General features: G+C 60.6%; 19 protein-coding genes. 13 read left to right on the plus strand and 6 right to left on the minus strand.

What is annotated here, in order from left to right; all coding sequences use genetic code 11:
• Positions 1–104: 104 nt before the first annotated feature.
• From HU755_RS02670 to HU755_RS02685, 4 genes are all read right to left on the minus strand, one after another.
• Entirely contained in the window at positions 105–1,166 is a 1,062-nt protein-coding gene (locus HU755_RS02670; protein WP_186630509.1) for a hypothetical protein, read from the minus strand.
• Between the two features lie 238 nt (positions 1,167–1,404).
• The gene (locus HU755_RS02675; protein ID WP_186630510.1) at positions 1,405–2,343 is read right to left on the minus strand and encodes a DUF4880 domain-containing protein; all 939 of its coding nucleotides are present in this window, start codon (positions 2,341–2,343) and stop codon (positions 1,405–1,407) included.
• Positions 2,344–2,375: 32 nt separating this feature from the next.
• On the minus strand, positions 2,376–2,927 hold the full coding sequence (locus tag HU755_RS02680) for an RNA polymerase sigma factor (protein ID WP_186620165.1): 552 nt from the start codon (positions 2,925–2,927) through the stop codon (positions 2,376–2,378).
• A complete protein-coding gene (locus tag HU755_RS02685; protein ID WP_186630511.1) occupies positions 2,924–3,664 on the minus strand; it encodes a secretin and TonB N-terminal domain-containing protein in 741 nt (246 codons plus the stop codon). The genes HU755_RS02680 and HU755_RS02685 overlap by 4 nt, the downstream gene beginning before the upstream one ends.
• 123 nt (positions 3,665–3,787) lie before the next feature.
• Here HU755_RS02685 and HU755_RS02690 point away from each other — a divergent pair, with 123 nt between their 5' ends.
• Positions 3,788–4,102 (plus strand): hypothetical protein, encoded by a 315-nt coding sequence (locus tag HU755_RS02690; protein WP_186630512.1) that lies wholly within the window; start codon positions 3,788–3,790, stop codon positions 4,100–4,102.
• A 158-nt stretch (positions 4,103–4,260) separates the two neighbouring features.
• Here the strand turns inward: HU755_RS02690 and HU755_RS02695 are convergent, their stop codons facing one another.
• Positions 4,261–4,701 (minus strand): carboxymuconolactone decarboxylase family protein, encoded by a 441-nt coding sequence (locus HU755_RS02695; protein ID WP_186630513.1) that lies wholly within the window; start codon positions 4,699–4,701, stop codon positions 4,261–4,263.
• 310 nt (positions 4,702–5,011) lie between these two features.
• Between HU755_RS02695 and HU755_RS02700 the strand changes: the two genes are divergently transcribed.
• The 5 genes from HU755_RS02700 to HU755_RS02720 all read left to right on the plus strand — a co-directional run bounded on the left by HU755_RS02700 (position 5,012) and on the right by HU755_RS02720 (position 9,764).
• Positions 5,012–6,445, plus strand: a complete 1,434-nt coding sequence (locus tag HU755_RS02700) for a PLP-dependent aminotransferase family protein (protein WP_186630514.1) — start codon at positions 5,012–5,014, stop codon at positions 6,443–6,445.
• A 123-nt stretch (positions 6,446–6,568) separates the two neighbouring features.
• On the plus strand, positions 6,569–6,862 hold the full coding sequence (locus HU755_RS02705) for a putative quinol monooxygenase (protein ID WP_186630515.1): 294 nt from the start codon (positions 6,569–6,571) through the stop codon (positions 6,860–6,862).
• Between the two features lie 235 nt (positions 6,863–7,097).
• A complete protein-coding gene (locus HU755_RS02710; RefSeq protein ID WP_186630516.1) occupies positions 7,098–7,499 on the plus strand; it encodes a cupin domain-containing protein in 402 nt (133 codons plus the stop codon).
• A 269-nt stretch (positions 7,500–7,768) separates the two neighbouring features.
• A complete protein-coding gene (locus HU755_RS02715; protein WP_186630517.1) occupies positions 7,769–8,323 on the plus strand; it encodes a hypothetical protein in 555 nt (184 codons plus the stop codon).
• 193 nt (positions 8,324–8,516) lie between these two features.
• Entirely contained in the window at positions 8,517–9,764 is a 1,248-nt protein-coding gene (locus HU755_RS02720; protein WP_186630518.1) for a hypothetical protein, read from the plus strand.
• A 73-nt stretch (positions 9,765–9,837) separates the two neighbouring features.
• On the opposite strand, the gene HU755_RS02725 is transcribed toward HU755_RS02720, so the two are convergent.
• On the minus strand, positions 9,838–14,733 hold the full coding sequence (locus HU755_RS02725; RefSeq protein ID WP_186630519.1) for an NAD-glutamate dehydrogenase: 4,896 nt from the start codon (positions 14,731–14,733) through the stop codon (positions 9,838–9,840).
• A gap of 504 nt (positions 14,734–15,237) precedes the next feature.
• Between HU755_RS02725 and HU755_RS02730 the strand changes: the two genes are divergently transcribed.
• The 7 genes from HU755_RS02730 to HU755_RS02760 all read left to right on the plus strand — a co-directional run bounded on the left by HU755_RS02730 (position 15,238) and on the right by HU755_RS02760 (position 22,698).
• Positions 15,238–15,591 (plus strand): hypothetical protein, encoded by a 354-nt coding sequence (locus HU755_RS02730; protein WP_186630520.1) that lies wholly within the window; start codon positions 15,238–15,240, stop codon positions 15,589–15,591.
• Positions 15,592–15,861: 270 nt separating this feature from the next.
• Positions 15,862–16,821: a MoxR family ATPase gene (locus HU755_RS02735; protein ID WP_007913915.1), complete on the plus strand. Its 960-nt coding sequence runs from the start codon at positions 15,862–15,864 to the stop codon at positions 16,819–16,821.
• Positions 16,822–16,826: 5 nt separating this feature from the next.
• Positions 16,827–17,771, plus strand: coding sequence for a DUF58 domain-containing protein (locus HU755_RS02740; protein WP_186630521.1), 945 nt, complete (start codon positions 16,827–16,829; stop codon positions 17,769–17,771).
• Positions 17,768–18,265 carry a DUF4381 domain-containing protein gene (locus HU755_RS02745; protein WP_186630522.1) on the plus strand — a complete coding sequence of 166 codons (498 nt, stop codon included), beginning with the start codon at positions 17,768–17,770 and terminating at the stop codon, positions 18,263–18,265. Before HU755_RS02740 ends, HU755_RS02745 begins: the two co-directional genes overlap by 4 nt.
• Positions 18,258–19,337 (plus strand): VWA domain-containing protein, encoded by a 1,080-nt coding sequence (locus HU755_RS02750; RefSeq protein WP_186630523.1) that lies wholly within the window; start codon positions 18,258–18,260, stop codon positions 19,335–19,337. Before HU755_RS02745 ends, HU755_RS02750 begins: the two co-directional genes overlap by 8 nt.
• On the plus strand, positions 19,334–21,070 hold the full coding sequence (locus HU755_RS02755) for a tetratricopeptide repeat protein (RefSeq protein WP_186630524.1): 1,737 nt from the start codon (positions 19,334–19,336) through the stop codon (positions 21,068–21,070). Before HU755_RS02750 ends, HU755_RS02755 begins: the two co-directional genes overlap by 4 nt.
• Positions 21,067–22,698, plus strand: a complete 1,632-nt coding sequence (locus HU755_RS02760) for a BatD family protein (RefSeq protein WP_186630525.1) — start codon at positions 21,067–21,069, stop codon at positions 22,696–22,698. Before HU755_RS02755 ends, HU755_RS02760 begins: the two co-directional genes overlap by 4 nt.
• Positions 22,699–22,792 lie beyond the last annotated feature (94 nt).

The raw sequence follows: 22,792 nt of genomic DNA on the forward strand, positions 1-22,792 counted from the left end.
AGCGGGTTCGGATTCCTCTCGCCCTTGGTCTTGGAAATGTCATTACGTTGACGGGCCGATGCAGACGGAGCTGGCCTTCATGGACTGACCGGCGTCCTAGGCGATTACAGGATGCCGCTCAGCACTTCTTCCAAGCTTTCACCATCTGAGTTCTCAAAAAGACCGCCCTCACCAAACAACACCTGAATGTTGGCCTGTTTGAAGAAGTCCGCTGCTGCAAAATCTGGTGCTGTGCTCGCCGGCAGCACCAAGATGAGCTTGGTATCAGCATCTCCGAAACGATGCCGGTAGTAGGCAAGCTGGCCAAATCCAGCGTAGAGCTGTGCTGACATGGCGCTGCTGGTTTTTACTTCAAAAATTACCTTGGCCTTTTCTGTAGCTCTGCTAACTAGTGCCAAATCGACGCGGTTCTTGCCGACCTTGAGCTCGGAATTTCCCTTTACGAGCTCATCCAGCTTGCGATGGAGAGCATTACAGAGCGGGCCGTGTAGATACTGGTATTCACATTTGTCATGGCCAGGAGTATAGGACTTGCTGCCCTCAAACTCTTCCCGCTCCCGCCACTTAGCGCCCGATTTGTCTTCGTCGTCGGGGGGCGAATCTGAGTTCTGAGCATCATCTCCAAGCTCCGCCTTTCTTTGCTCCTTGAGCCGTTTTACCTTGAATAGGAACTCGGCAATGTCATTTGCGATACTCGGGGAGTTTGTTGAGGACACAGCGATTACGACTGCGTTCCGATCGTCGTCTGCTACCTCTACCAACCAATCCTGAAAGTGCTCGAACGCGTCTCTGCGGGGCACCCGGCCACGAAATGCCGTGAAGGTACCGCGATGACCGATTAGAGTTTCGCCGTCAGGACCAGCTATCAAAACCCCTGAAACCTTGCGGTTGAGGCCGTCAGGAATGTTGATCTCAGCGTCGGGAGAGAGTGTCCCGCCCTCAAAACCTAGCTTGAACAGGTGTGCTTGTCTCCCATCCCATGGCGGAGGAATAGCGAACAACATTTCCCCAAGATCGGTTTCCAATGCATAGGTAAGGCAGGGTGCTCTATCTCCACTCGGAAATGCCCACACTTCTTCCCCGCGTGGCTCTGCCTGATCGATCAGAGCCTTTTGAAAAGATTTAATGCCTCTACGAAGCCGAGCGTTCCCTGTAATGACCTGCACCAATCTCTCCCTTCGTTCACCTAGGAGGCCACAGGATCTTAGAAAGAATCAATGGCCCATATTCCGCGATGCTAGCACTTTGACACGCCTCTATGTTACCTGCTGCTGCACACCCCATAAGCCGTATTAAGCCTGTTCGCCTGCCCGAGAATAGGGCGGGCCCACTGATGACGGTATGACAGTACGGAAGCCTTCGCGAGCAGGCTCGCTCCCACAGGGGAGCTGGTGTGGCAGGCAGTTAGCTGAGGACGACCACGCCGCCGGGCAGTTCGGTGCATTTGACGCCGTAGGCATCGCGGATTAGCAATGCAACGCCGGCGAGTTGGTCGAGGCTGAAGCGGGCCTGAACGCGACGTTGACCGAGGTCGCGGTTGAGCAGTAGCAACATGCCGGGGCGGTAGCGGTTGATTTCGTCGATCATCTGGCTGAGGGTCGCGCCGTTGAAGACCAGCACCTGTTGCTGCCAGTTCATGACCGCGGTGGTGTCGACGCTTTGCACACTGCCAACCTGCCGGGCGTCGTAGGTGACTTGCTGGCCCGGCTCCAGGCGCAGGCTTCGGCCTTCAACGTCGACTTCAACCGCGCCGTCGAGGCAGGTCACGCAGACTTGTTGATCGGTATTGCGCAGGTTGAAACGTGCCTGACTGGCGCGCAACCACCCTCCTCCCGCCTGCATCGCCAGGGGCGACCGTGCGGTCTGCACTTCGACTTCGCCACTGATCAATTCAAAGCCCTGCACGCCGTTATCGACCGCGCGCTGATTGATGCGGGTCTGGGTATTCAGCGCCAGTTGCACGCCCGGCGCCGGTTCGAAGCGGCGTTGCTGGCCGACTTCGGTGATGTAGTCGGCGCCCAGCCCTTCGAAGCCACCGGGGATGGTGGCGCGCACCAGCAGGAACGCCGCCGAGGCGGCAATCGCCCCGCCCAGAAAGGCACGGCGACCAAACCCGCGCGGGGCCTGCAAACGTTGCGCCGCCGGTTGCAGGTGGTGCCACAAAACCTTCGCCTGCTCGAACGCCCGGGCATGTTCGCCGCTCTGCTCGCACCATTGGCGCAACGCGCGGGCGTCGGCCACGGTGGCGCGTCCTGAGGTCAGGAGGATCAGCCAGTCGCGGGCTTCGCTTTGTAGAGGCTCGCTGGCCGAAGGCTCGGCAGGTTTCAGTCGAAAGATGTTCAAACGCGCAGATTCTCAACGGATTAATCGGGTCACTATTCGCTAGACGGTTTTCCGGCCCCGCGACCGAACCGCTGAAACACTTTTCTTTCCAGTTTCGCCGCGCAGAAGCCCAGCGCGGCTTTGATTTCCTTCTCGACCATGCGCGTGGAAATGCCGAATCGCTGGGAAATTTCCAGGTGCGGCGCCTCCTCGAGCCGCGCGGCAATAAAGATCCGCCGGCGCCGTGCAGGCAGTTCGTACAAGGCGCTTAGCAAGGCTTGCATCTCTTTTTGCCCGCCGACCACCCGCGCCGGGTCGAGGGCTTCGTCGCCCAGTTGCAGCAGTTCCTCGACTTCGGTGCCGGTGAGCAGGCGCGCGTCGGCCTGACGGCGGTCGGCGGCGATGTTCAGGGCCATGCGATACAGGTAGGCGTTGGGCTTGAGCAGGTTCGGCGGGGTCTCCATGCGATCGACCCGCAGCCAGGTTTCGTGCAGCACGTCGTTGGCCAGGTCCTCGGAGCCGAGGCGGCGGCGCAGGCGCACGCGAAAATCCTCGTAGGAGCTGAGGAACAGCTGGCCCATCGAACTTTGTCCGGCATCTTTCATCCCCCGGAAACTCCTTCCCATCTGGTGCATTCCATGCGTTTCCCTGCCGATTCCGGTAACAACAGCAACGTGACCGGCTGGCGCAAGGCGCTGGGCGTCGGCCGGTCGATTGTGAGCGTGCGAAAACTTTCCACCAGCGCGTTGTCGCGCCGTACATCACCGGTCGAAGTGACCAGCCGATTGTGCTGCACCACGCCGTCGCGCCCGACCCACACCTGCAACACCGCGCGATAGCTACCCGGGCGGGTCAGCGGCGAGCGACACAGGTTGCGCTCGATCGCCGCTTGCACCGCCGTGGCGTAGCTACGGTTTAACGCAGCACTGGCCGTCGATGGCTTGTCGGCGGACACCGGCACGTCTTCGACCTCGGCCACTTGCAAGGTGAACGCGTCGGCGCGGGCATAGCGCGCCATCAGCCCACTGCCGCCGAGCAAACGGCGCAAGGCCTCGGCGGCGGTGTACTCGCCATCCACCGACAACGAACGCCGCCCGCGACTCAACTGGCTGTCGACCAGCACCGCAACGCCGGTGGCGCGGCTGTATTGATCCAGTGCCGGCGCCAGGTCCTGCGCCGGTATGTGCAAGGTCATGCGCAGGTCTGCCGGCGACGGCTCAGCACCCGCTTCGCCGGCGAGCAAGCCAAGCAGCAGCCCCAGACAAACGTGCGTCGCTGAACGCTGAAGACTGTCCCTCGAACTGCCTCGCTGCACGGCTGACGTACCCCTGAAAAGCGTCATCCTGAGGGCTGTTTATGAATCTGGTGTGACGGCCGGTGCAAAAAAACCATCACGGGATTTGCCAAGGGATTGCACTAGACTCAGGCCATAGCGCGGCCCTTCCGGGCCGGCCAGGAGGCGAGCATGAAAACACTGTGGAAAATCACCCTGGGCGGGCTGTTGCTGGCGGCGCAGTCGAGTGCCTGGGCCGAGCAGCCATTGGGTTGTGTCGAGGTAACGGTCGGCGGCTACAAGGCGCCGAATTACGATTGCCTGAGCCAGCAGATGGGCAACAACCCTGAAGGCGCGGCGGCGGCGCAGAAGAACCAGGAAGCGCTGAATATGCCAGTAAGCAAGCGCCCGCCCAATCAGGTCGGCCTGGCGACTCCGGCGGCGACGAGTACGCGGATGGGCAACACGTTTGGCACATCGGTCAAACCGCAACGCCCACCGAACTGAAGGACACACCTTGTGGCGAGGGAGCTTGCTCCCGCTCCGCTGCGCAGCAGTCGCAAAACCTCAGCATGCGGTATGTCAATTCAAACCGGCACGGCAGATGGAGGGGCGCTGCGCACCCCAGCGGGAGCAAGCTCCCTCGCCACAGGTTTTCGCACTGATCAGTCGCTCGGGGTCTGGCGAAAACTCACCGCCAGGCGGTTCCAGCTGTTGATGGCGCTGACCGCAACGGTCAGGTCGACCATCTCGCCTTCGTTGAATTGCTCGCACGCCTGCTGATAGACGTCATCGGGCACGCGGCTCTGCGATAACAGTGTCACCGCCTCGGCCCAGGCCAGCGCGGCACGCTCGCGAGGGTTGAAAAAGTTGCTGTCGTGCCACACCGCTAGCGCATACAAACGCCGTTCACTCTCCCCGGCTCGCCGCGCATCCACCGAGTGCATGTCAGCGCAGAACGCACAGCCGTTGAGCTGTGACGCACGGATGCGGATCAGTTGCAGCAGCGGTTGTTCGATGCTCAGGCTGGCGGTCAGCGCCTCCATGGCGAGCATCGCTTTCATTGCCTGGGGCGAAGCGCTGTAATAATCCAGACGCGGGGACATGGGCGGGTCTCGGGGGGCGGAATGATCGGCTTACAGTAAGCATCGCCATGGCCGCATCACAGCCCCAATTTCACGATTAATGAGGACACCACCGAACCTCGGCCGTACACGATTACTGTGGGAGCGGGCTTGCTCGCGAAGGCGGTGTGTCAGTCAGCGAGGATTTGTCTGGCACACCGCCTTCGCGAGCAAGCCCGCTCCCACAGGGGGCATGTGTCCAATTCTGGGTTTTTCGGGTACACAACTACTGCTCAATGCGCAACAGCGCTAATCTGCCCGACACTTCAATCGCCCCAGGAGCCGCGTCGGTATGGAACTTCACGTCGTGATCAACGGCCGCAAGGACCTCGCCGGTCAATTGTACCAACAGCTGCGCGGCGCCATTGAGTCCGGGCGTCTGGCGGCGGGGACGCAACTGCCGCCCAGCCGTTTGCTCGCAGGGCAGCTAGGCATTTCACGCAAGACCATTTCCGACACCTACGCGCAACTGACTTACGAAAATTTCCTCACCGGCGTAATCGGCAAAGGCACCTACGTCAACGCCCGCCCGGCGCAGGTTCAGCGCAAACAAAGCCACAGCGAGCTGGCCAGCGCCGAACTGATCGAACGCTGGCGCAACCTGCCGGTATTTCTGCGTCATCCAACCCTGGAAGGTTCGCTGCGCTACGACTTCATTGGCGGCGCCACCAGCAAGGGCCAATTCCCCCACGATGACTGGCGGCGCTGTGTTGCCCATGCGATGCGCCAGATGGCGACGTCCAAAGGCTTCTACAGCGTGCCCGAAGGTTTGCCGGCGCTGCGCAACGCGATTGCCCGGCACATCGCGTATTCCCGTGGGGTGACCTGCCAGGATGAAGACATTGTGGTGTGCAACGGCGCGCAACAGGCGCTGGACCTGCTCGCCCGCGTACTGATCAGCCCCGGCAGCCGGGTGGCGATCGAAGACCCCGGCTACCCGCCGGCACGTTTGTTGTTCGCCAGCCACGGTGCCGAAGTGGTCGGCATCCCGGTGGACGCCGAAGGCATTCAGGTCGAGATGATTCCCGATGACACGCGGTTGATCTACGTCACGCCGTCGCATCAGTTCCCACTGGGCATGCCGATGAGTCCGGCGCGGCGCGAGGCCTTGCTGGCCCGCGCCTTTGAGCTGGGCGCGATCGTCATTGAGGACGATTACGACAGCGAATTTCGCTATGAAGGCCGCCCGACGGATTCGCTGTACAGCCTGGACCCGCGCGGCATCGTTGCCTACGTCGGCACCTTCTCGAAAACCCTGCTGCCCGAGCTGCGTTTGGGTTATGCGATCCTGCCGCCGGCGATCCTCGAAGCGGTGGTCCGCGCCAAACAGCTCACCGACCTGCATGCGTCCACGCTGCCGCAATGGGCATTGGCGAAGTTCATTGCCGAGGGCTGCCTGCTCAAGCATATCCGCCGCTGCCACACGATTTACGCCCAACGTCGCGAGCGGATTCTCGCGCGTATGGCCGGCGACCTCTCGCCGTGGCTCGAAGCGGTGCCGCCCAGCGCCGGGTTTCACATGGCGGCGCTGTGCAAGAAGCCGATCGACTTGGCGCTGGTGATCGAGCTGGCAAAAAAGGTCGAGGTCGGGCTGTACGCCATCGACAGTTTCTATTACCAGCAACCGGTGCAAAGCGCGTTGTACTTCGGCTTTGGCGCCATCGAGACGCTGGATATCGACATCGCCCTGGACCGCCTGCGTGACATCCTCGAACAGCTGTCATGAGCCGTTGGTATAAGGCTTTTACTGCCGATTGGTTATTGGTGATTCACCCGCGCGGGCCTATTCTGCACAGGCGTTATCCCTCAATGAGCAGGATTCGTCCGGCCTGATTCAGGAGTGTGAGCAATGTCCAACGAAGTGATCAACACCGTCCAGGTGCAGGCCGCCGCCGGCCGTTCGGACGAACTGGGCAAGCAATTGCAGCGGATCGTCAACACCCTGCGCGAAACCCCGGGCTGCGACTCTTACCTGGTTGACCGCTGCCCCGAGGATAGCCACCGCTGGATGGTCAGCGCCCGCTGGCAGTCCGAAGCGGCGATGCAAGCGCATTTCAACCGGCCCGAGGCGCAGGGGTTTATCGATTTGATTGATAGTCGACTGGCCAATAGCGTGGACTTCAACAGTTTCCCGATCGTCTGAACCGGCCCCTTCGCGAGCAAGCTCGCTCCCACAAGGTTATTCGTTGCTCCCAAGATAGCTGAGCAACCTCGAACCCTGTGGGAGCGAGCTTGCTCGCGAAGGCGTCTTGCGCCGCGCCGCAAATCCCTCTGACACCGCCAATTGGCCCCCCCATCTTCGCGAACATTGGCCGTTTGAATGCCCCACCCCGCGGACTACTGTGATCAGCAACACCCAACCTCACAGGTAACCCGCCATGAAAGCCCTGCCCATGCTCGCCGCCGCCCTCGCCTTTAGCCTTTCGACCGCCGCCCTGGCCCACGACCCCTCCGAAAAAATCACCGTCCTGCAAGAACAACTGCTGAAAAACTCCCCCGGCAAAAAAGCCATGATGATCGAAGTTGACTACCAACCCGGCCAATCCTCGATTGCTCACAAACACGAAGGCACCGCCATGGCCTATGTGCTCGAAGGTGAGGTGATTTCTCAGGTCAAGGGTGAACAGGCGATCACTTACAAAAAGGGTCAGTTCTGGTACGAACCCGCCGGCTCCGAACATTTAGTGTCGAAAAATGCCAGCCAGAGCAAGCCTGCCAAGTTGCTGGTGTTCATGGTATTGGCGCCAGAGGAGCAAGTGTTGATCCCGTTGGAACATTGATGGCTGTTGCTCCCGGCGATAAATAAAAAGGCGTAAACCTGCCGTTTACGCCTTTTTTATTCAAGCCAATCAGCAAGCACTTTCAGCAGAGTTATAAATGGCAAATCATTAAGCATCGACAAAACCACACGAAAAATCTTTAACACATACACATTCACTCACGCACTTCTCTTGGACACCACAAGCATCGCCAATTACTGTTTGAACGCGAGCCAACGCTCGTTCAGTTTAACTAAATTCGAATTCGATTTTTATACAAAGAGAAGTTCATGAGCACAAATACAGAGAAATCCTTTATCGCTCGAATAAGCGCCGGCAATGCCCCGGCTATTTTTGTCGATCAGCATCCCATCCAGTTTCCAAAGCATTCGGACCATATTCTCACAACCGCTCACGCCTATTCGGAAATAGCAGAAAGCATGGTCCCCTATGATGGCGGCAATGACGATGCGCAGGGTATCGTGGCTTACTTCCGCTGCTACGGCGACTATTACAACATTCAAATACGCAGCGCCCAGCATTTTGGTTACTTCATCAGCAAGGGCCGTGACGGCCTCCTCGGCGCCTATTTTCCAGCCGGAGGCGACACCACTTCGTACAACCTTGTTGATAGTAGGGGCCGCTACGTCACGCTCGACCAATTCACAGGCAACCGCGCAGATATTCGATTGAAAGCACGAAACGACGCCTTCATTAAACGCAAACTGAGGATGGATCCGAACATCTATCTTTATGGCGAAGCACCAGGGGAATCCGTGACGTTCACTTTGGATATTCTCGAACGCAATGTCGATTACCCGACGGCGACACAACCTTATAGCTAAGCGCGATCAGTCGTTACATCAAACGAACATAAAAGAACCCCGGTATCTGACGATACTGGGGCTTTCTCAGATAAAAAACAGTTTGTCTACTGTCAGACTTGACAGTAGACAAACCGCGGCTCAGCTCCGAAGATAAGTTTGTTCGCTATATGTATTAAAACAGACCATCTGCCTATTGCGCCCTGAGGTTTCCATGAACATCACCGAACCACGCTCTACGCCCGGACATGCCCGTCCCGATCCTGCGTTTGGTAACGCCGGGAGATCCGTTATCACGATGCCGCAAGGTAAGCCTGGAGGTGGAGCAGATCTGGCAATCGACGGTGCCAATAATATTGTCTTCGCAGCGTCCTCTGCAGGCCGCTATGTAGTGGGAAGATTGAAAGACAACGGAACGCTAGATCATTCTTTTGGAATTGAAGGCTTGATTTCGGGGGCATTCGAGGAGGACGGTATCTCTTCAGCCTATGGAGTAATAGTAGAGGAAGAAACAGGCAACGTCCTTCTTGCCGGGGCATACTCATCTGCGACCCGACCTTTATCACTCGCATTTGCGCTGTTTGATTCATCCGGCCAATACAAACCCGAGTTTGGTGAAAACGGCCAAATCATTGTCCCGCAACCCACAGAAAAGCACGCAACGGATCAACAGTCGACGAGTGCATCGGCCATCAGCACTCTTCCGATAATCATTCCAGGCGGAAAAATACTATATGCGCTGGACGGCTATATCCTCCGCTTGAATGCGAACGGAACCCTTGATCAGGCTTTCAACTATGGCAAAGGTTTTATAAAGGTGGTCCACCCGCAGTACGGAACGCCCTCGGCACACTGCCTGGTGCAACCGGAGCCGGGGTTGATGTTGGTGGGCGGTAGTATCGAGGTAAACGGCAAGCAAACAGGACTGATAGCTCGATACCTCGATACAGGAGAGCTTGATACACGTTACGGTGATAATGGTTTTGTATTGCTCACTCAGCTGGAGCCGCACTCACATATTTCAAAGCTGCTCATGACAGGCCATGGCAAAGTGCTGGGTTTAGGCGGCGCTACAGGAAGTCCTACGTATAAAGGGTTAATAATCTGCCTTGACGAAAACGGAAACTTTGATCCGTCTTTTGCTAACGGCGGCCTGGTGTTGACCCCTGCCGACGACGTCAGAGAGTTTCACTGGTACACAGGGACGACGGATGATGAAGGACGAATTCTCGCGACCGGGGACTCATTGAAGCCTTTTGACGAGTACATTCCCCTCGGACAATTTCTAAGCAATGGCGAACCAGATCTAAATTTTGGCGAGCGTACAGGGTGGATTCGCGTAGAACCAGCCGGAAGAGGCGAAACAGTCAAGGTTGACCAAAAAGGCCGAGTCGTTGTCATGTGTTCCAGTAGTTCGGAGCTCGGCACTAAACTGCCAATGGTCATCCGCTACCTGCGCTGAAAATCTGGATGACAACAGGCATAAAAAAGCCCCGGCATCTCGCGATACCGGGGCTTTTTCATTCAGCCACTACTTATGCCAATTCAAGCTCGGCAGTCGCAGTCACAGCAGGCACAACTGCTTGCCCGCTCAGTGCCAGATCCAGCAGTTCACGGTTGGCCACCGCGTACATGGCGTAGTCCGTGCCGCTCGCCGCACGGATTTCCACCAGCATGGCACGCCAGCGCGAGATCATGCTGTCGTGCTGGGCCATCCACAGGGCCAGGCGTGCTTCCACGTCCTGGGTGCCGTCGCCCTGTTGCAGGACGGAGATGGTGATGGCGCGCTGTTGCCAGTCGACGTCATCGCGGAACGCTTCACGGGCCAGGGCTTGCCAGTTGTTTTCAACCGGCAGTGCACTGATCTGTTGCAGGTACCAGGTGATGTCCAGTGCACTGCCCACGGCGAAGTAGGCCTTGGCCACTTCGGCCGGGTTCTGCCCGGTGACGTCTGCGGCTTCGATGATCGGCAGCAGCGTGTACAGGTGCGAGGTGCCCGCAACCATACGCGCCAGCAACTCCGGTACACCGGCTGCGACATAAGCCTGATAACGCGCCTGCCAGTTTTCGCGGATTTCGCCGCTGAGCAGTTCGTCGAGCTTCAGACCCAGTTCTTTCAGGTGCGGACCGAAGTGCGCGACGTCACGGGCAGCGTTCTGCTCGTTGCGACGGGCACGCAGGAACCAGCGCGTAGCGCGGCGCCCCAGACGCATCAGCTCGTCCATCAGCTCCAGCTGCACGTCAGCGGAAACCTGATAGTCCAGGGCTTCGATCTGACGGAACCAGTGCGGGAGGTGGAAGATGTCGCGCACGATCACGTAAGCGCCAGCCACATTCGCCGGGCTCATGCCGGTCGACTCTTTGAGTCGCTGAACGAAGGTGATGCCCATGTGGTTGACCAGATCGTTGGCAATCTGCGTGCTGACGATCTCGCGCTTCAGACGGTGGCGACGCATGGCTTCGGAGAACTTGCTGACCAGGGTCGGCGGGAAGGCCGTTTCCATGTCGCGGGTCAGGTAGTCGTCGTCCGGCACCCGCGAGCCCAACAGCTGCTCTTTCAGGTCAATTTTGCTGTAGGAGATCAGCACCGACAGCTCAGGACGGGTCAGGCCGTGGCCTTCAGCGACGCGCTCGGTCAGTTGCTCTTCGGTCGGCAAAAACTCGATGGCACGGTCCAGCTTGCCACGGCCTTCCAGATCGCTCATCAGACGCTTGTACTCGGCAATGCGCGCGTAAGCACGACGCGCCGCCAGGGACAGGGCCTGAGTCTGCTTGTAGTTGTTGCCCAGCACCAGATTGCCGACTTCGTCGGTCATGCTCGCCAGCAACTGGTTGCGTTGCTTGTCGGTCATGTCACCGGCCTGAACCACTTCGTTCAGCAGGATCTTGATGTTCACTTCGTGGTCGGAGCAGTCCACGCCACCGGCGTTGTCGATGAAGTCGGTGTTGGAACCGCCACCATTCAGACCGAATTCGACACGACCCAGTTGGGTCATGCCGAGGTTACCGCCCTCGCCCACGACTTTGCAGCGCAGTTCGTTGCCGTTGACGCGCAGTGCATCGTTGGCCTTGTCGCCCACGTCGGCATGGCTTTCGGTGCTGGCCTTGACGTAGGTGCCGATGCCGCCGTTCCACAACAGATCCACCGGCGCCTTGAGCAAGGCATTGAGCAGTTCGGTCGGGGTCAGCTTGTCGGCCTGGATGTCGAAGCGTTCTTTCATCTGCGGCGAGATGGCGATGCTCTTCGCGCTGCGCGAGAAGATACCGCCACCTTCGGACATGATGCTGGTGTCGTAGTCGGTCCAGGCCGAACGCGGCAGGTCGAACAGACGCTGACGCTCGACGAAGCTGGTCGCCGGATTCGGATTCGGATCGATGAAGATGTGCATGTGGTTGAACGCAGCCACCAGTTGCAGCTTGTCGGACATCAACAGGCCGTTACCGAACACGTCACCGGCCATGTCGCCGACGCCCACCACGGTGATGCTGTCTTCCTGAACATTGATGCCGCGCTCGCGGAAGTGGCGCTGTACGCCGACCCACGCGCCCTTGGCGGTGATGCCCATTTTCTTGTGGTCGTAACCGGCCGAACCACCGGAGGCAAACGCGTCACCCAGCCAGAAGCCGTAGTCGATGGCGATGCCGTTGGCGATGTCGGAGAAGGTTGCAGTGCCCTTGTCCGCGGCGACCACCAGGTACGGGTCATCGTCGTCGTGACGCACGACATTGACTGGCGGCACCAGCGCGCCGTCCTTCAGGTTGTCGGTGATGTCCAACAGACCCGAGATGAAGATGCGGTAGCAGGCGATGCCCTCGGCCGCGATCTCGTCACGGCTGCCGCCCAGTGGCAGGCGACGCGGCAGGAAGCCGCCTTTCGCACCCACCGGTACGATGACCGAGTTCTTCACTTGCTGGGCTTTTACCAGGCCGAGCACTTCGGTACGGAAGTCTTCTTCACGGTCGGACCAGCGCAGGCCACCACGGGCAACGTTGCCGAAGCGCAGGTGCACGCCTTCGACGCGTGGCGAGTAGACGAAGATTTCAAACTTCGGCACTGGCTTCGGCAGCTCAGGGATGGCATGCGGGTTGAACTTGAAGCTGAAGTACGACTTGTTCTGGCCGTTAGCGTCAGTCTGATAGAAGTTGGTACGCAGGGTGGCTTTGATCAGGTCCAGATAACGACGCAGGATGCGGTCTTCATTGAGCACCTGGACATCGTCCAGTGCGGTCAGAATCGCTTGTTCCAGACGCAGTTGCTTGTCTTCCAGATCATCGCTGCCGAGCTTGCGCGCCAGATAGAAGCGGGTCTTGAACAACCGGGTCAGTTCGCGAGCGATGTCGGTGTGGTTGTTCAGGGTGCTGGCGATGTAACCCAGATCGAAGCCCAGGCGAATCTGCTTCAGGTAACGGGCGTAGGCACGCAGCAGCGCAACGTCGCGCCATGGCAGGCCGGCGGTCAGCACCAGACGGTTGAACGCATCGTTCTCGGCATCGCCACGGACGATGTGGACGAAGGCGTCCTGCAGGGTGTCGTTGAGTTGCTGGATGTCGAGGTCCAGGCCTTCAGCGGCAGTGAAGGCGAAATCGTGGATCCAGAACTCGCGGCCATTGGTGTGACGCAGGCGATACGGGAATTCACCCAACACGCGCAGGCCGAGGTTTTCCAGAATCGGCAGGACGTCGGACAGCGCCAGCGGCGTGTCGGCATGATACAGCTTGCAATGCAGCTCGCGCTGGCCGGAAACCTGACCCAGCGGCTGGTAGAAGCTCATCACCAACGGATTTTTTTCGTTGAGGCTCAGCAGGTGCTGCATGTCGACCACGGCCGAATGCGCCGCGAAACGCTCGCGGTAACCGGCCGGGAAGCCTTTCGGGAAGTCGGCCAGCACGTTGGTGCCGTGGGCCTCGCCGAAGCTTTCGATGGTCAGTGCGGCGTAGTCGTCCTGCCAGCTGCGGCAGGCCTGGACCACTTCCTTTTCCAGCAGCAGCGGATCGATGTCGAGACGGTTTTTCGGATCGACACGCAGGATCAACTGCACGCGGGCCAGTACCGACTCGGAGAAGAAGGTCCAGAATTCGCAATCGGAGGCCTTCAGGCGCTCCATCAGCACTTGCTGGATTTTCTGGCGAACTTCGGTGGAATAGATGTCGCGCGGCACGTAGGCCAGGCAGTAGCAGAAACGCCCGTACGGGTCTTTGCGCAGGAACACGCGAATCTTGTTACGTTCCTGGATCTGCACGATCGACATCACCGTGGTGAACAGCTCGTCGACCGGGGTCTGGAACAGGTCGTCACGCGGCAGCACTTCGAGGACCTGTGCCAGTTCCTTGCCCAGGTGAGCCTTGGACTGGAAGCCGGAGCGGCGCTCGATTTCTTCGACCTTGCGGCGGATGAACGGGATGACCCGCACGCTCTCGCCATACACCGAGGAGGTGTACAGGCCCATGAAACGGTGTTCCTTGATGACTTTGCCGTCGGCGTCGATTTCACGGATCGACACGTAGTCCGGATAAGCCGGACGGTGCACACGGCTCGGGTGCGCGGCCTTGGCGAACGACAGCAGGGTCGGCTCGCGCAGGTAGGCCACGGCGTAGTCTTCGATGCGCAGGTCTTCGTAGGTCAGGCCGGTGCGCAGCAATTTGGTCAGGCCGAGGAAGGAGCTCTGGTCGTACTCGATGTGGCCGCCGTCGGCCTGATCGGTGACCACGAACTCTTCGTAGCCGAGGAAGGTGAAGTGGTTGCCCACCAGCCATTCCAGGAAACTTTTGACTTCGTTCTTCTCGTCGGCATCGACGGCGAAGGCGCTGTTGTCGAGCCGGGTGAGGATGTCCTGGACCTTGGCCTTCATCGGCTCGAAATCGGCGACCGCGACGCGGACTTCACCGAGAACCTGTTCCAGCTCTTTGCTCAGCACGTTCAGTTCGGCCGCGTTGGCGCAGCGGTCGATTTCCAGATACATCAGCGATTCATGCAGCACGCCTTCGCCGGTGCTGCCTTTTGGCAGGATTTCCAGCAACTCGCCCTTGTTGCCACGACGTACGCTGAGCACGGTGGTCTGCAGGGTGTGAATGCTGTAGCCGCGACGGTTCAGCTCGGTGCGGACTGAGTCGACCAGAAATGGCAGATCGTGGTGCAGGACTTCGACCGCGGTGTGGGTCGACTGCCAGCCGTGGCGTTCGTAATCAGGGTTGTAGACGCGCACTTGCGGTTGCGCGTGATCGAAGCGCTCAAGCAGGCGCCACGCAGAGAGAGTACAGCCAGCGAGGTCGGAGAGGCGACGTTGGGTCAGCTCGTCCAGGGAAATGATGCCGAAGAATTGTTCAGCGAACAGCGCCACTTGTGGCAGTGCCTGTTCACTGATGTGCTGCGCCAGTGCCGCTTGCAGTTGGTGCTGGAAGTCGGCTTTGCTGGCTGCGGTGAAGAACGCCATCTGTGGTACTCCGCTTAAGCTTGTTATTGATGGAAAGCGTCGCGTGCAACACCCCTTGCGGGGCTTGTGTCGCCCTGTTCCTGATTCTCGAACAGAGGAAACAGGGTGACAGGTGGGTGAAGCTGGACGGGACACTCAGGTCACATTCACCTTCCATTGAATGAGCATCTGCAAAAGCGACTGTGCGGACCTGCAACAATGCCTTTACGGGTGCTCATCCGTTGCGCAGCTTAAAGGGTGCGACAATGTGTCTGCTTGCGGTGCTGCGACATATTCGGTCATTGGCACGTAAACCGAAGCCCGGGCACCGATAAACACTAGCAGGCATGGCGGAAAACGGCTGCGTGAATACCCGTTTTTACGGGACATCCGTGCCAGGTACGACCCTTGATGCGCGTCGAGCTCACGACACATCCTCTGACACTCTCACATGCAGAAATTCCCGCGGGCTGGCAGAATCGCGGCCAATTGCGCCCCACACGTCCGTCGAGACAGGAATTTCCCATGCAAATGACCACCGCCCTACTGATCGTCAACCCGTGCGACGACGAAGAAGACAACATGGCCATGCTCTGCTGCCACAGCAACCAGGGCGAGATGTTCTTGATGAGCCGCTACCCGGATGAGGATGAGCTGGAAATCACTCTGGATGGCGAGCCTTCGACGCTTGATGGCGTTAAAGTCACCTTGAGTTCGAATCTGCTGAAGATCGAGATTGCGGCGGCGGATGCCGATGCGCTGAATGGCGATGATGTGCTGGAGATCAGCTTTAACCCGGATATGGTTGACATGGATGAGGTTGTCGAGACTTTGAGGAATATTCTGGATGGCACCGGGACCTTTATCAGCGAGGTTTGAGGGTGACTGAACCGGCCCTTTCGCGAGCAGGCTCGCTCCCACATTGAGGGCCTGGGCGCTGAGCCAATGTGGGAGCGAGCCTGCTCGCGAAGGCATCCGAAAGAGCAATACATCCCTCCTGCCCTACAAAACCAACAATCACCCCAACCATTTCCCGCACTTTGCGCAAAATGCCGTTAGTCGCCACCCCCCGCGATGGATTAAAGTAACGCCCCCAGCCCCGGCGTTATCCGAACGCCTCGGGCCACCCCTTTCCAGGAACAGTCACCGATGGAACATCGTGAAGCGCTGCTGGCGCTGCGAACCTTTCTTTCAACGCAGATTCTCGGCCAGGAAAAACTTATCGAGCGTTTGCTCATTGCCCTGCTCGCCGACGGCCACATGCTGGTCGAAGGCGCTCCCGGTCTGGCCAAGACCAAAGCGATCAAAGAACTCGCCGAGGGCATCGAAGCCCAATTCCATCGCATTCAGTTCACCCCGGACCTGCTGCCGGCCGACATTACCGGCACCGAGATCTATCGCCCGGAAACCGGCAGTTTCGTGTTCCAGCAAGGGCCGATTTTCCACAATCTTGTGCTGGCGGACGAAATCAACCGTGCGCCGGCCAAGGTGCAATCGGCGCTGCTCGAAGCGATGGCCGAGCGTCAGGTCAGTGTCGGTCGCAGCACGTATGAGCTGTCGCCGCTGTTTCTGGTGATGGCCACGCAAAACCCGATCGAGCAGGAAGGCACCTATCCGCTGCCGGAAGCGCAGCTCGACCGTTTCCTGATGCACGTGAAGATCGGTTTCCCCGACGCCGCCGTCGAACGCCGCATACTCCAGCAGGCCAGGGGCGAAGCACTGAACGGCGAGACCAAGCCCGAACGCCGGGTCAGCCAGCAGGCGATTTTCGCCGCACGCAAGGAAATTCTCGGTTTGTACATGGCCGACGCCGTGGAGGAATACCTGGTGCAACTGGTCATGGCCACACGCAACCCGGCCAAGTTCGACCCGGAGATGGCCGAGTGGATCGCCTACGGCGCCAGTCCAAGGGGTTCGATTGCCCTTGATCGCTGCGCCCGTGCCCACGCCTGGCTGGCCGGGCGTGACTTTGTCAGCCCGGAAGACATTCAAGCGGTGCTGTTCGATGTGTTGCGCCATCGCATCATTCTGTCGTTCGAAGCGGAAGCCGCCGGCATCGATCAGGATCGCGTGGTGCAGCGGATTCTCGACGTCGTCGCCGTCGCTTGACCCCCATGAACGCCGCCCTGCCCACCGAACCCGGTATCCGCATCAGCCTCGCCGAGCTGATCGAGATGCGCCACCGCGTGCGCGAGGTGCAGTTGTTTTCCACGCCGAGCCAGCGCAGCCCGTTGATCGGCCTGCATCACTCGAAATTCCGCGGTCGTGGCGTCGATTTCGACCAAGTGCGGGTGTATCAGGCCGGCGACGACGTGCGCACCATCGACTGGCGCGTCACCGCGCGCACCCAGGAACCGCACACCAAACTGTTCCATGAAGAGCGCGAGCGGCCGATTTTCATCATGGTCGAGCAAAGCACGCGGCTGTTTTTCGGCTCGGGGCTGATGTTCAAATCGGTGCTGGCGGCACAAGTCGCCGCACTGATTGGCTGGGCCGCGCTGGGCCACAACGACCGCGTCGGCGGATTGGTATTCGGCGATAACGAGCATTACGAAATCAAACCACGACGCAGCAAGCAAAGCCTTTTGCAATTGCTCAATCGCCTGGTCAAGGTCAATCAGTCGCTGCACAGCGAACACGAGCCGGACCGCGACGCCTTGGGCGTGGCCCTGCGCCGTGCCCGGGAGGTGTTGCGCCCGGGCAGTCTGGTGGTGGTGATTTGCGATGAGCGTGCCCTGTCCGATGGCGTCGAACAGCAATTGGGCCTGCTGTCGCGCCATTGTGACCTGCTGATGCTGCCGCTCTCTGATCCGCTCGACCACGCCCTGCCTGCCGCCGGCCTGCTGCGATTCGCCGAACGCGGCGCGCAATTGGAACTCGACACGCTGAACTTCGACCTGCGCCAGAGCTATCGCGCCCAGGCCGAAGCACGCATCGCTCGTTGGGAATTGCTCGCGCAAAAGCTGCGGGTGCTGTTGATGCCGCTGAGCACGCAGAGCGAAATGGTCGAGCAGATGCGCGAGTTTCTTAATCCGCAGCGTCCGGGGAAAGGTCGATGAGCGGCCTCGAGCAACTGCAACCGCTGATCTCGCCGCCACCGATAGCCTTCTGGCCACCGGCGCCGGGCTGGTGGCTGCTGCTTCTGTTGCTGCCGCTGCTCGGTTTCGCGGTGTGGCGTTTGCGCGGTTTTCTTCCGGTGAAAAAACGCCCGGTCGCGCGCGCTGAACAGCCGCTCGACCCGGTGCGCATCGCGGCGCTCGCCGAACTGGCGCAAATGCCCAAGCCCTATGATGGCGCGCCGGCCGGCGCCTGGCTGCAGCAACTCAACGGTCTGCTGAAACGCCTGTGCCGCAACCACTATCCCTACAGCCAGAGCCACACACTCAATGGGCGCAAATGGCTGGCGTTCCTCGATAACCGCTGCCCCGCCGCCGGCCTGACGCGTTGGATGGTGCTGGTCGAAGGCGCCTACAAACCGGAATGCAAACTCGACGACAAAGCCATCGCCGGCCTGACCCAAGCGGTCGATACGTGGATTCGCAAACATGTTTGAGTTCGCCTGGCCGTGGATATTTGCCTTGTTGCCACTGCCGTGGCTGATGCGCCTGGTGTTGCCTGTGGCCGACAGTGGCGAGCCGGCGCTGAAAGTCAGTTTCCTCGCCGATCTGGAAGGCCTCGCCCGCCGCCGCGCCCGCGCCCATCTGCCGGGCTGGCGCCAGCAAGCGCCGTTCGTGCTGTTGTGGCTGGTTCTGCTGATGGCTGCCGCTCGTCCGCAATGGCTCGGCGAGCCGCTGCCGATTGCCGCCAGCGGGCGCGATTTGCTGGTCGCGGTGGACGTATCAGGTTCGATGGACTTCCCCGACATGCAGTGGCAGGACGAAGAAGTCAGCCGGCTGGCGCTGGTCCAGCACTTGCTCGGCGACTTTCTTGAAAGCCGCGACGGCGATCGGGTCGGTTTGATCCTGTTCGGCAGCCAGGCCTATCTGCAGGCACCGCTGACGTTCGACCGCCATACCGTGCGCGTCTGGCTCGACGAGGCGCGGATCGGCATCGCCGGCAAGAACACCGCCATCGGCGACGCGATAGGCCTGGGCCTCAAACGCCTGCGCCTTCGGCCAGCACAAAGCCGCGTGCTGATTCTGGTCACCGACGGTGCCAACAATGGCGGCGAGATCGATCCGCTGACCGCTGCAAAACTGGCCGCCAGCGAAGGCGTGAAAATCTATCCGATCGGCATCGGCGCCAACCCTGAAGACAGCGGCTCGACCGGCCTGCTCGGCGTCAACCCGAACCTGGACCTCGATGAGCCGTCACTGAAGGCCATTGCCGAAGTCACCGGCGGCCAGTATTTCCGCGCCCATGACGGCAAGGAACTGCAAGCGATCAAGGACACCCTCGACCAGCTCGAACCGGTAACCCAGCAACCGACCCAGGCGCGCCCGGCCCAGGCCTTGTATCACTGGCCTCTGGCGCTGGCGCTGTGGTTGAGTCTGTTGCTGGTCGCCCGCGAACTGTGGCCGGACAACCCGCTGCAACGCCTGCTCAACAAGGAGCTGAATCTGCAGAGTCCGTTGCCTGACTGGCGCGAACGCCTTAAACGCTTGCGTTTGCGGAGGCGCCGATGATCGCGCTCTGGCCGCACTGGTTCCGTCCCTGGTGGCTGTTGCTGTTGCCGCTGCTCGGCTGGCTGCTCTGGCAACTCTGGCACCGGCAGAAACGCGCCGGACGCTGGCAGATGATTCTTCCGCCAGCCTTCCATTCAGCGTTGCTCAGTGGGGGCAATGGTCGCGAGAGCAAACTGCCGTGGATCGCCCTCGGCGTGGCGTGGCTGCTAACCCTGCTGGCGTTGCTCGGGCCGAGTTGGGAACGGGTTGAACAGACCAGCCAGAAACCCGCCGATCCGCTGGTGGTAGTGCTGGAGTTGACCGCGGAAATGCTCGCCACCGACTCGCCGCCGACGCGCCTCGAACAAGCCCGGCGCAAGCTGTTCGATCTGTTGCAGGCACGCAGCGATGCGCAGACGGCTATCGTGGTTTACGCCGGCAGCGCGCACACGCTGGTGCCGCTGTCCGATGACCTGGCGACCAGCCGCAATCTGCTCAGCGCCCTCAAGCCGTCATTGATGCCGCAAAGTGGGCATCGCGCCGACCTGGCCGTCAGTAAAGCGCTGGCCCTGCTGCAACAGGGTGCCCTCGGCCAGGGGCGAATTCTGCTGGTCGGTTCAGCCCTGACCGAAGAAGAACGCCAAGGCATACGCCGCGCGCTCAACGGCGAATCGGCGCAGTTGCTGATGCTCGGCATCGGCACCGCCGAAGGTGCGCCGATTGCCCAGGAAGACGGCAGCTTCCTCAAGGACGAGCAAGGCGCGATCCGCGTGCCGCAACTCGACAGTCCGGGACTGGCGGCATTCCTCAACAGCGTCGGTGGCGAATACCGAGCGGCGCAACTGGACGAAGGCGATCTCGCCGCGCTCGGCCTGCTCAGCGGCCCACGTAGCCTGCGTGACGATGGTCGCACCGTGCGTCTGGATACCTGGGCCGATCAAGGTTACTGGCTGCTGCTGCCACTGTTATTGCTCGCCGCGTGTGCGGGTCGGCGTGGCTGGCTGTTCTGTCTGCCACTGCTGTTCTGCCTGCCGCAGCCCAGCTACGCGTTCGACTTCGAAGACCTGTGGCTGCGCCCCGACCAGCGAGGCCTGCACCTGCTCAAGCAGAAGCGTCCGGCCGAAGCCGCGCAACATTTTGCCGATCACCAGTGGCAAGGGGTGGCGTTGTACGAGGCCGGCGACTACAGTGGCGCCGCCCAGCGCTTCGCCGAAGGCAGTGATGCCCGTGCGCACTACAATCGTGGCAACGCACTGGCGAAAAGCGGTGAGCTGGAAGCGGCCATCGATGCCTATGAACAGGCGCTGGAGCTGCAAGCGGATTTGCGTCCGGCGCAGACCAACAAAGCGCTGGTCGAAAATCTGCTGAAGCAGAAAAACGCTCCACCACCGGCCGAACCGGACAATCAGCCAAACCAACAAAGCCTGCCCGGCGATGAGCCACCGCCCGCCACCGTGCCTCCCCCGGCGGTGAGCAGCGAAACCCAAAGCCAGGCGCAACCGGCAGAGTCGGCCAGTGAACCGCCACCGACCACCCCGCCGCAACCAGGCCCCAACGAAATCGCGGGCAGCGTGGAAGAAGAACAGACCGACACGGTGCCGACCCTGCGCCCGAGCGAAAACAACCTCGAAGGCGAACAGCGGCAGGCACTGGAGCAATGGCTGGGGAAGATCCCGGACGACCCGGGCGAACTGTTGCGACGCAAATTCTGGTACGAACAGCAACAACATCAGGATCAGGAAAACACTCGATGACCCGTTTCACCGCTCTCTTGCTGCCCCTGCTGATCTGCACGGCCACCGCTCAAGCGGCCGAGCTGACCGCCAGCGTGGATCGCAGTCGCCTGAACTCCGGCGAGACGGTCGAACTCACCCTCGAAACTGACGACGTCACGCAGTTCGGCAAGCCTGACCTGTCGCCGCTGGAGCCGTTGTTCGAAGTACGCGGCACACGGCAGGTCAACCAGCTCAACACCCTCAATGGCGACAACCGCGCCACCACGCGCTGGATCGTCACCCTGCTGCCGAAAGAAAACGGCAGCGTGGTGATCCCGCCATTGCAACTGGGCGAAGTGCAGAGCCAGCCGATCACCGTACAAGTGGTTGCCAGCGACACCGTCGAGGACAAGAGCAGCCTCGATCCGGTGTTCATCGAGGCCAGCCTCGATCAGTCCAGCGTTTACGTGCAGGCCCAGGCCATCCTGACCTTGCGCATCTACCATTCGGTGTCGCTGTACGACGACAGCAGCCTGAGCCCGCTGCAAATCGCCGACGCGCGGATCGAACAACTGGGCGACACGCGCACCTACGAAAAAGACCTCAACGGTGTACGCCACGGCGTCATCGAGATGCGCTACGCGATCTACCCGCAACACAGCGGCTTGCTGACCATCGCCCCGCAAACGTTCAGCGCCACGCTGGTCGATACGGCGCCATCACCAGATTCCTCGGGGCCGAAACCCGGCAAACTGATGCGCGTGAGTTCCTCATCCATCCCGCTGACGGTCAAACCGAAACCGCTGACCTATCCGGTCGATGCACCGTGGCTGCCGGCGCGCAGCCTCAGCCTCAGCGAAAGCTGGAGCCCGGAACCGGAACACACCCAGGTCGGCGATTCCCTGACCCGCAGCCTGACCCTGAAAGTCGAAGGCCTCGCCAGCTCGCAACTGCCAGCGCTGCCCGCCACCGACGTCAACGGCCTGCGCCGCTACCCCGACCAGCCGGTGCTGAGCAACCAGAGCAGCGACCGCGGCATCATCGGCAGCCGCGAAGAACGCGAGGCCCTGGTGCCGAGCCGCAGCGGCGCGATCGACCTGCCGACCGTCGACGTGGTCTGGTGGAACACCTTCGAAGATCACTTGGAACACAGCAGCCTGCCGGCGCGCACCCTGCAAGTGGCGAACAACCCGAGCCTACAAATCGACACGCCGGCCGGCACACTTCAACCCGCCATGCTCGACAACGACACCCTGTGGTGGTGGAAACTCAGCACGCTGATCCTCGCCTGCACCACCCTGCTCGGCTTCGGCCTCTGGTGGCGTGCGCGCTGGCAACCGGCAATCCACCGCGCCGCCCAGACCGGTCCGAGCCCACGCACATTGCTCGACGACATCAAGCGTGCGAGCCAGGCCAACGATCCCCACGCCACCCGCCAGGCGCTGGACGCGTGGGCACGGCAGCAGCCGGAGACACTGGCAGACATGGCGGCGCGGTTTGTGCCGTTGTCGGATGCGCTGGATGGGCTGAATGGTGCGCTGTACAGCGAGACGGGGCAGCATTGGCAGGGTGAGGATTTGTGGCGGGCGATTCGCACGATACCGGCGGCGGAACGGGTGCAGGATCCGGTCAGTGAAAGTGGGTTGCCGCCGCTTTATCCCAAGTAACCCGATACTCAGGATGAGGCAGGACGACCTTGTGGCCTTTTGGCTTTGTGGCTTTGTGGCTTTGTGGCTTTGTGGCTTTGTGGCGAGGGAGCTT

Origin of the sequence: Pseudomonas sp. SWRI111, assembly GCF_014268555.1 — a bacterium.
Classification (GTDB): domain Bacteria; phylum Pseudomonadota; class Gammaproteobacteria; order Pseudomonadales; family Pseudomonadaceae; genus Aquipseudomonas; species Aquipseudomonas hamedanensis.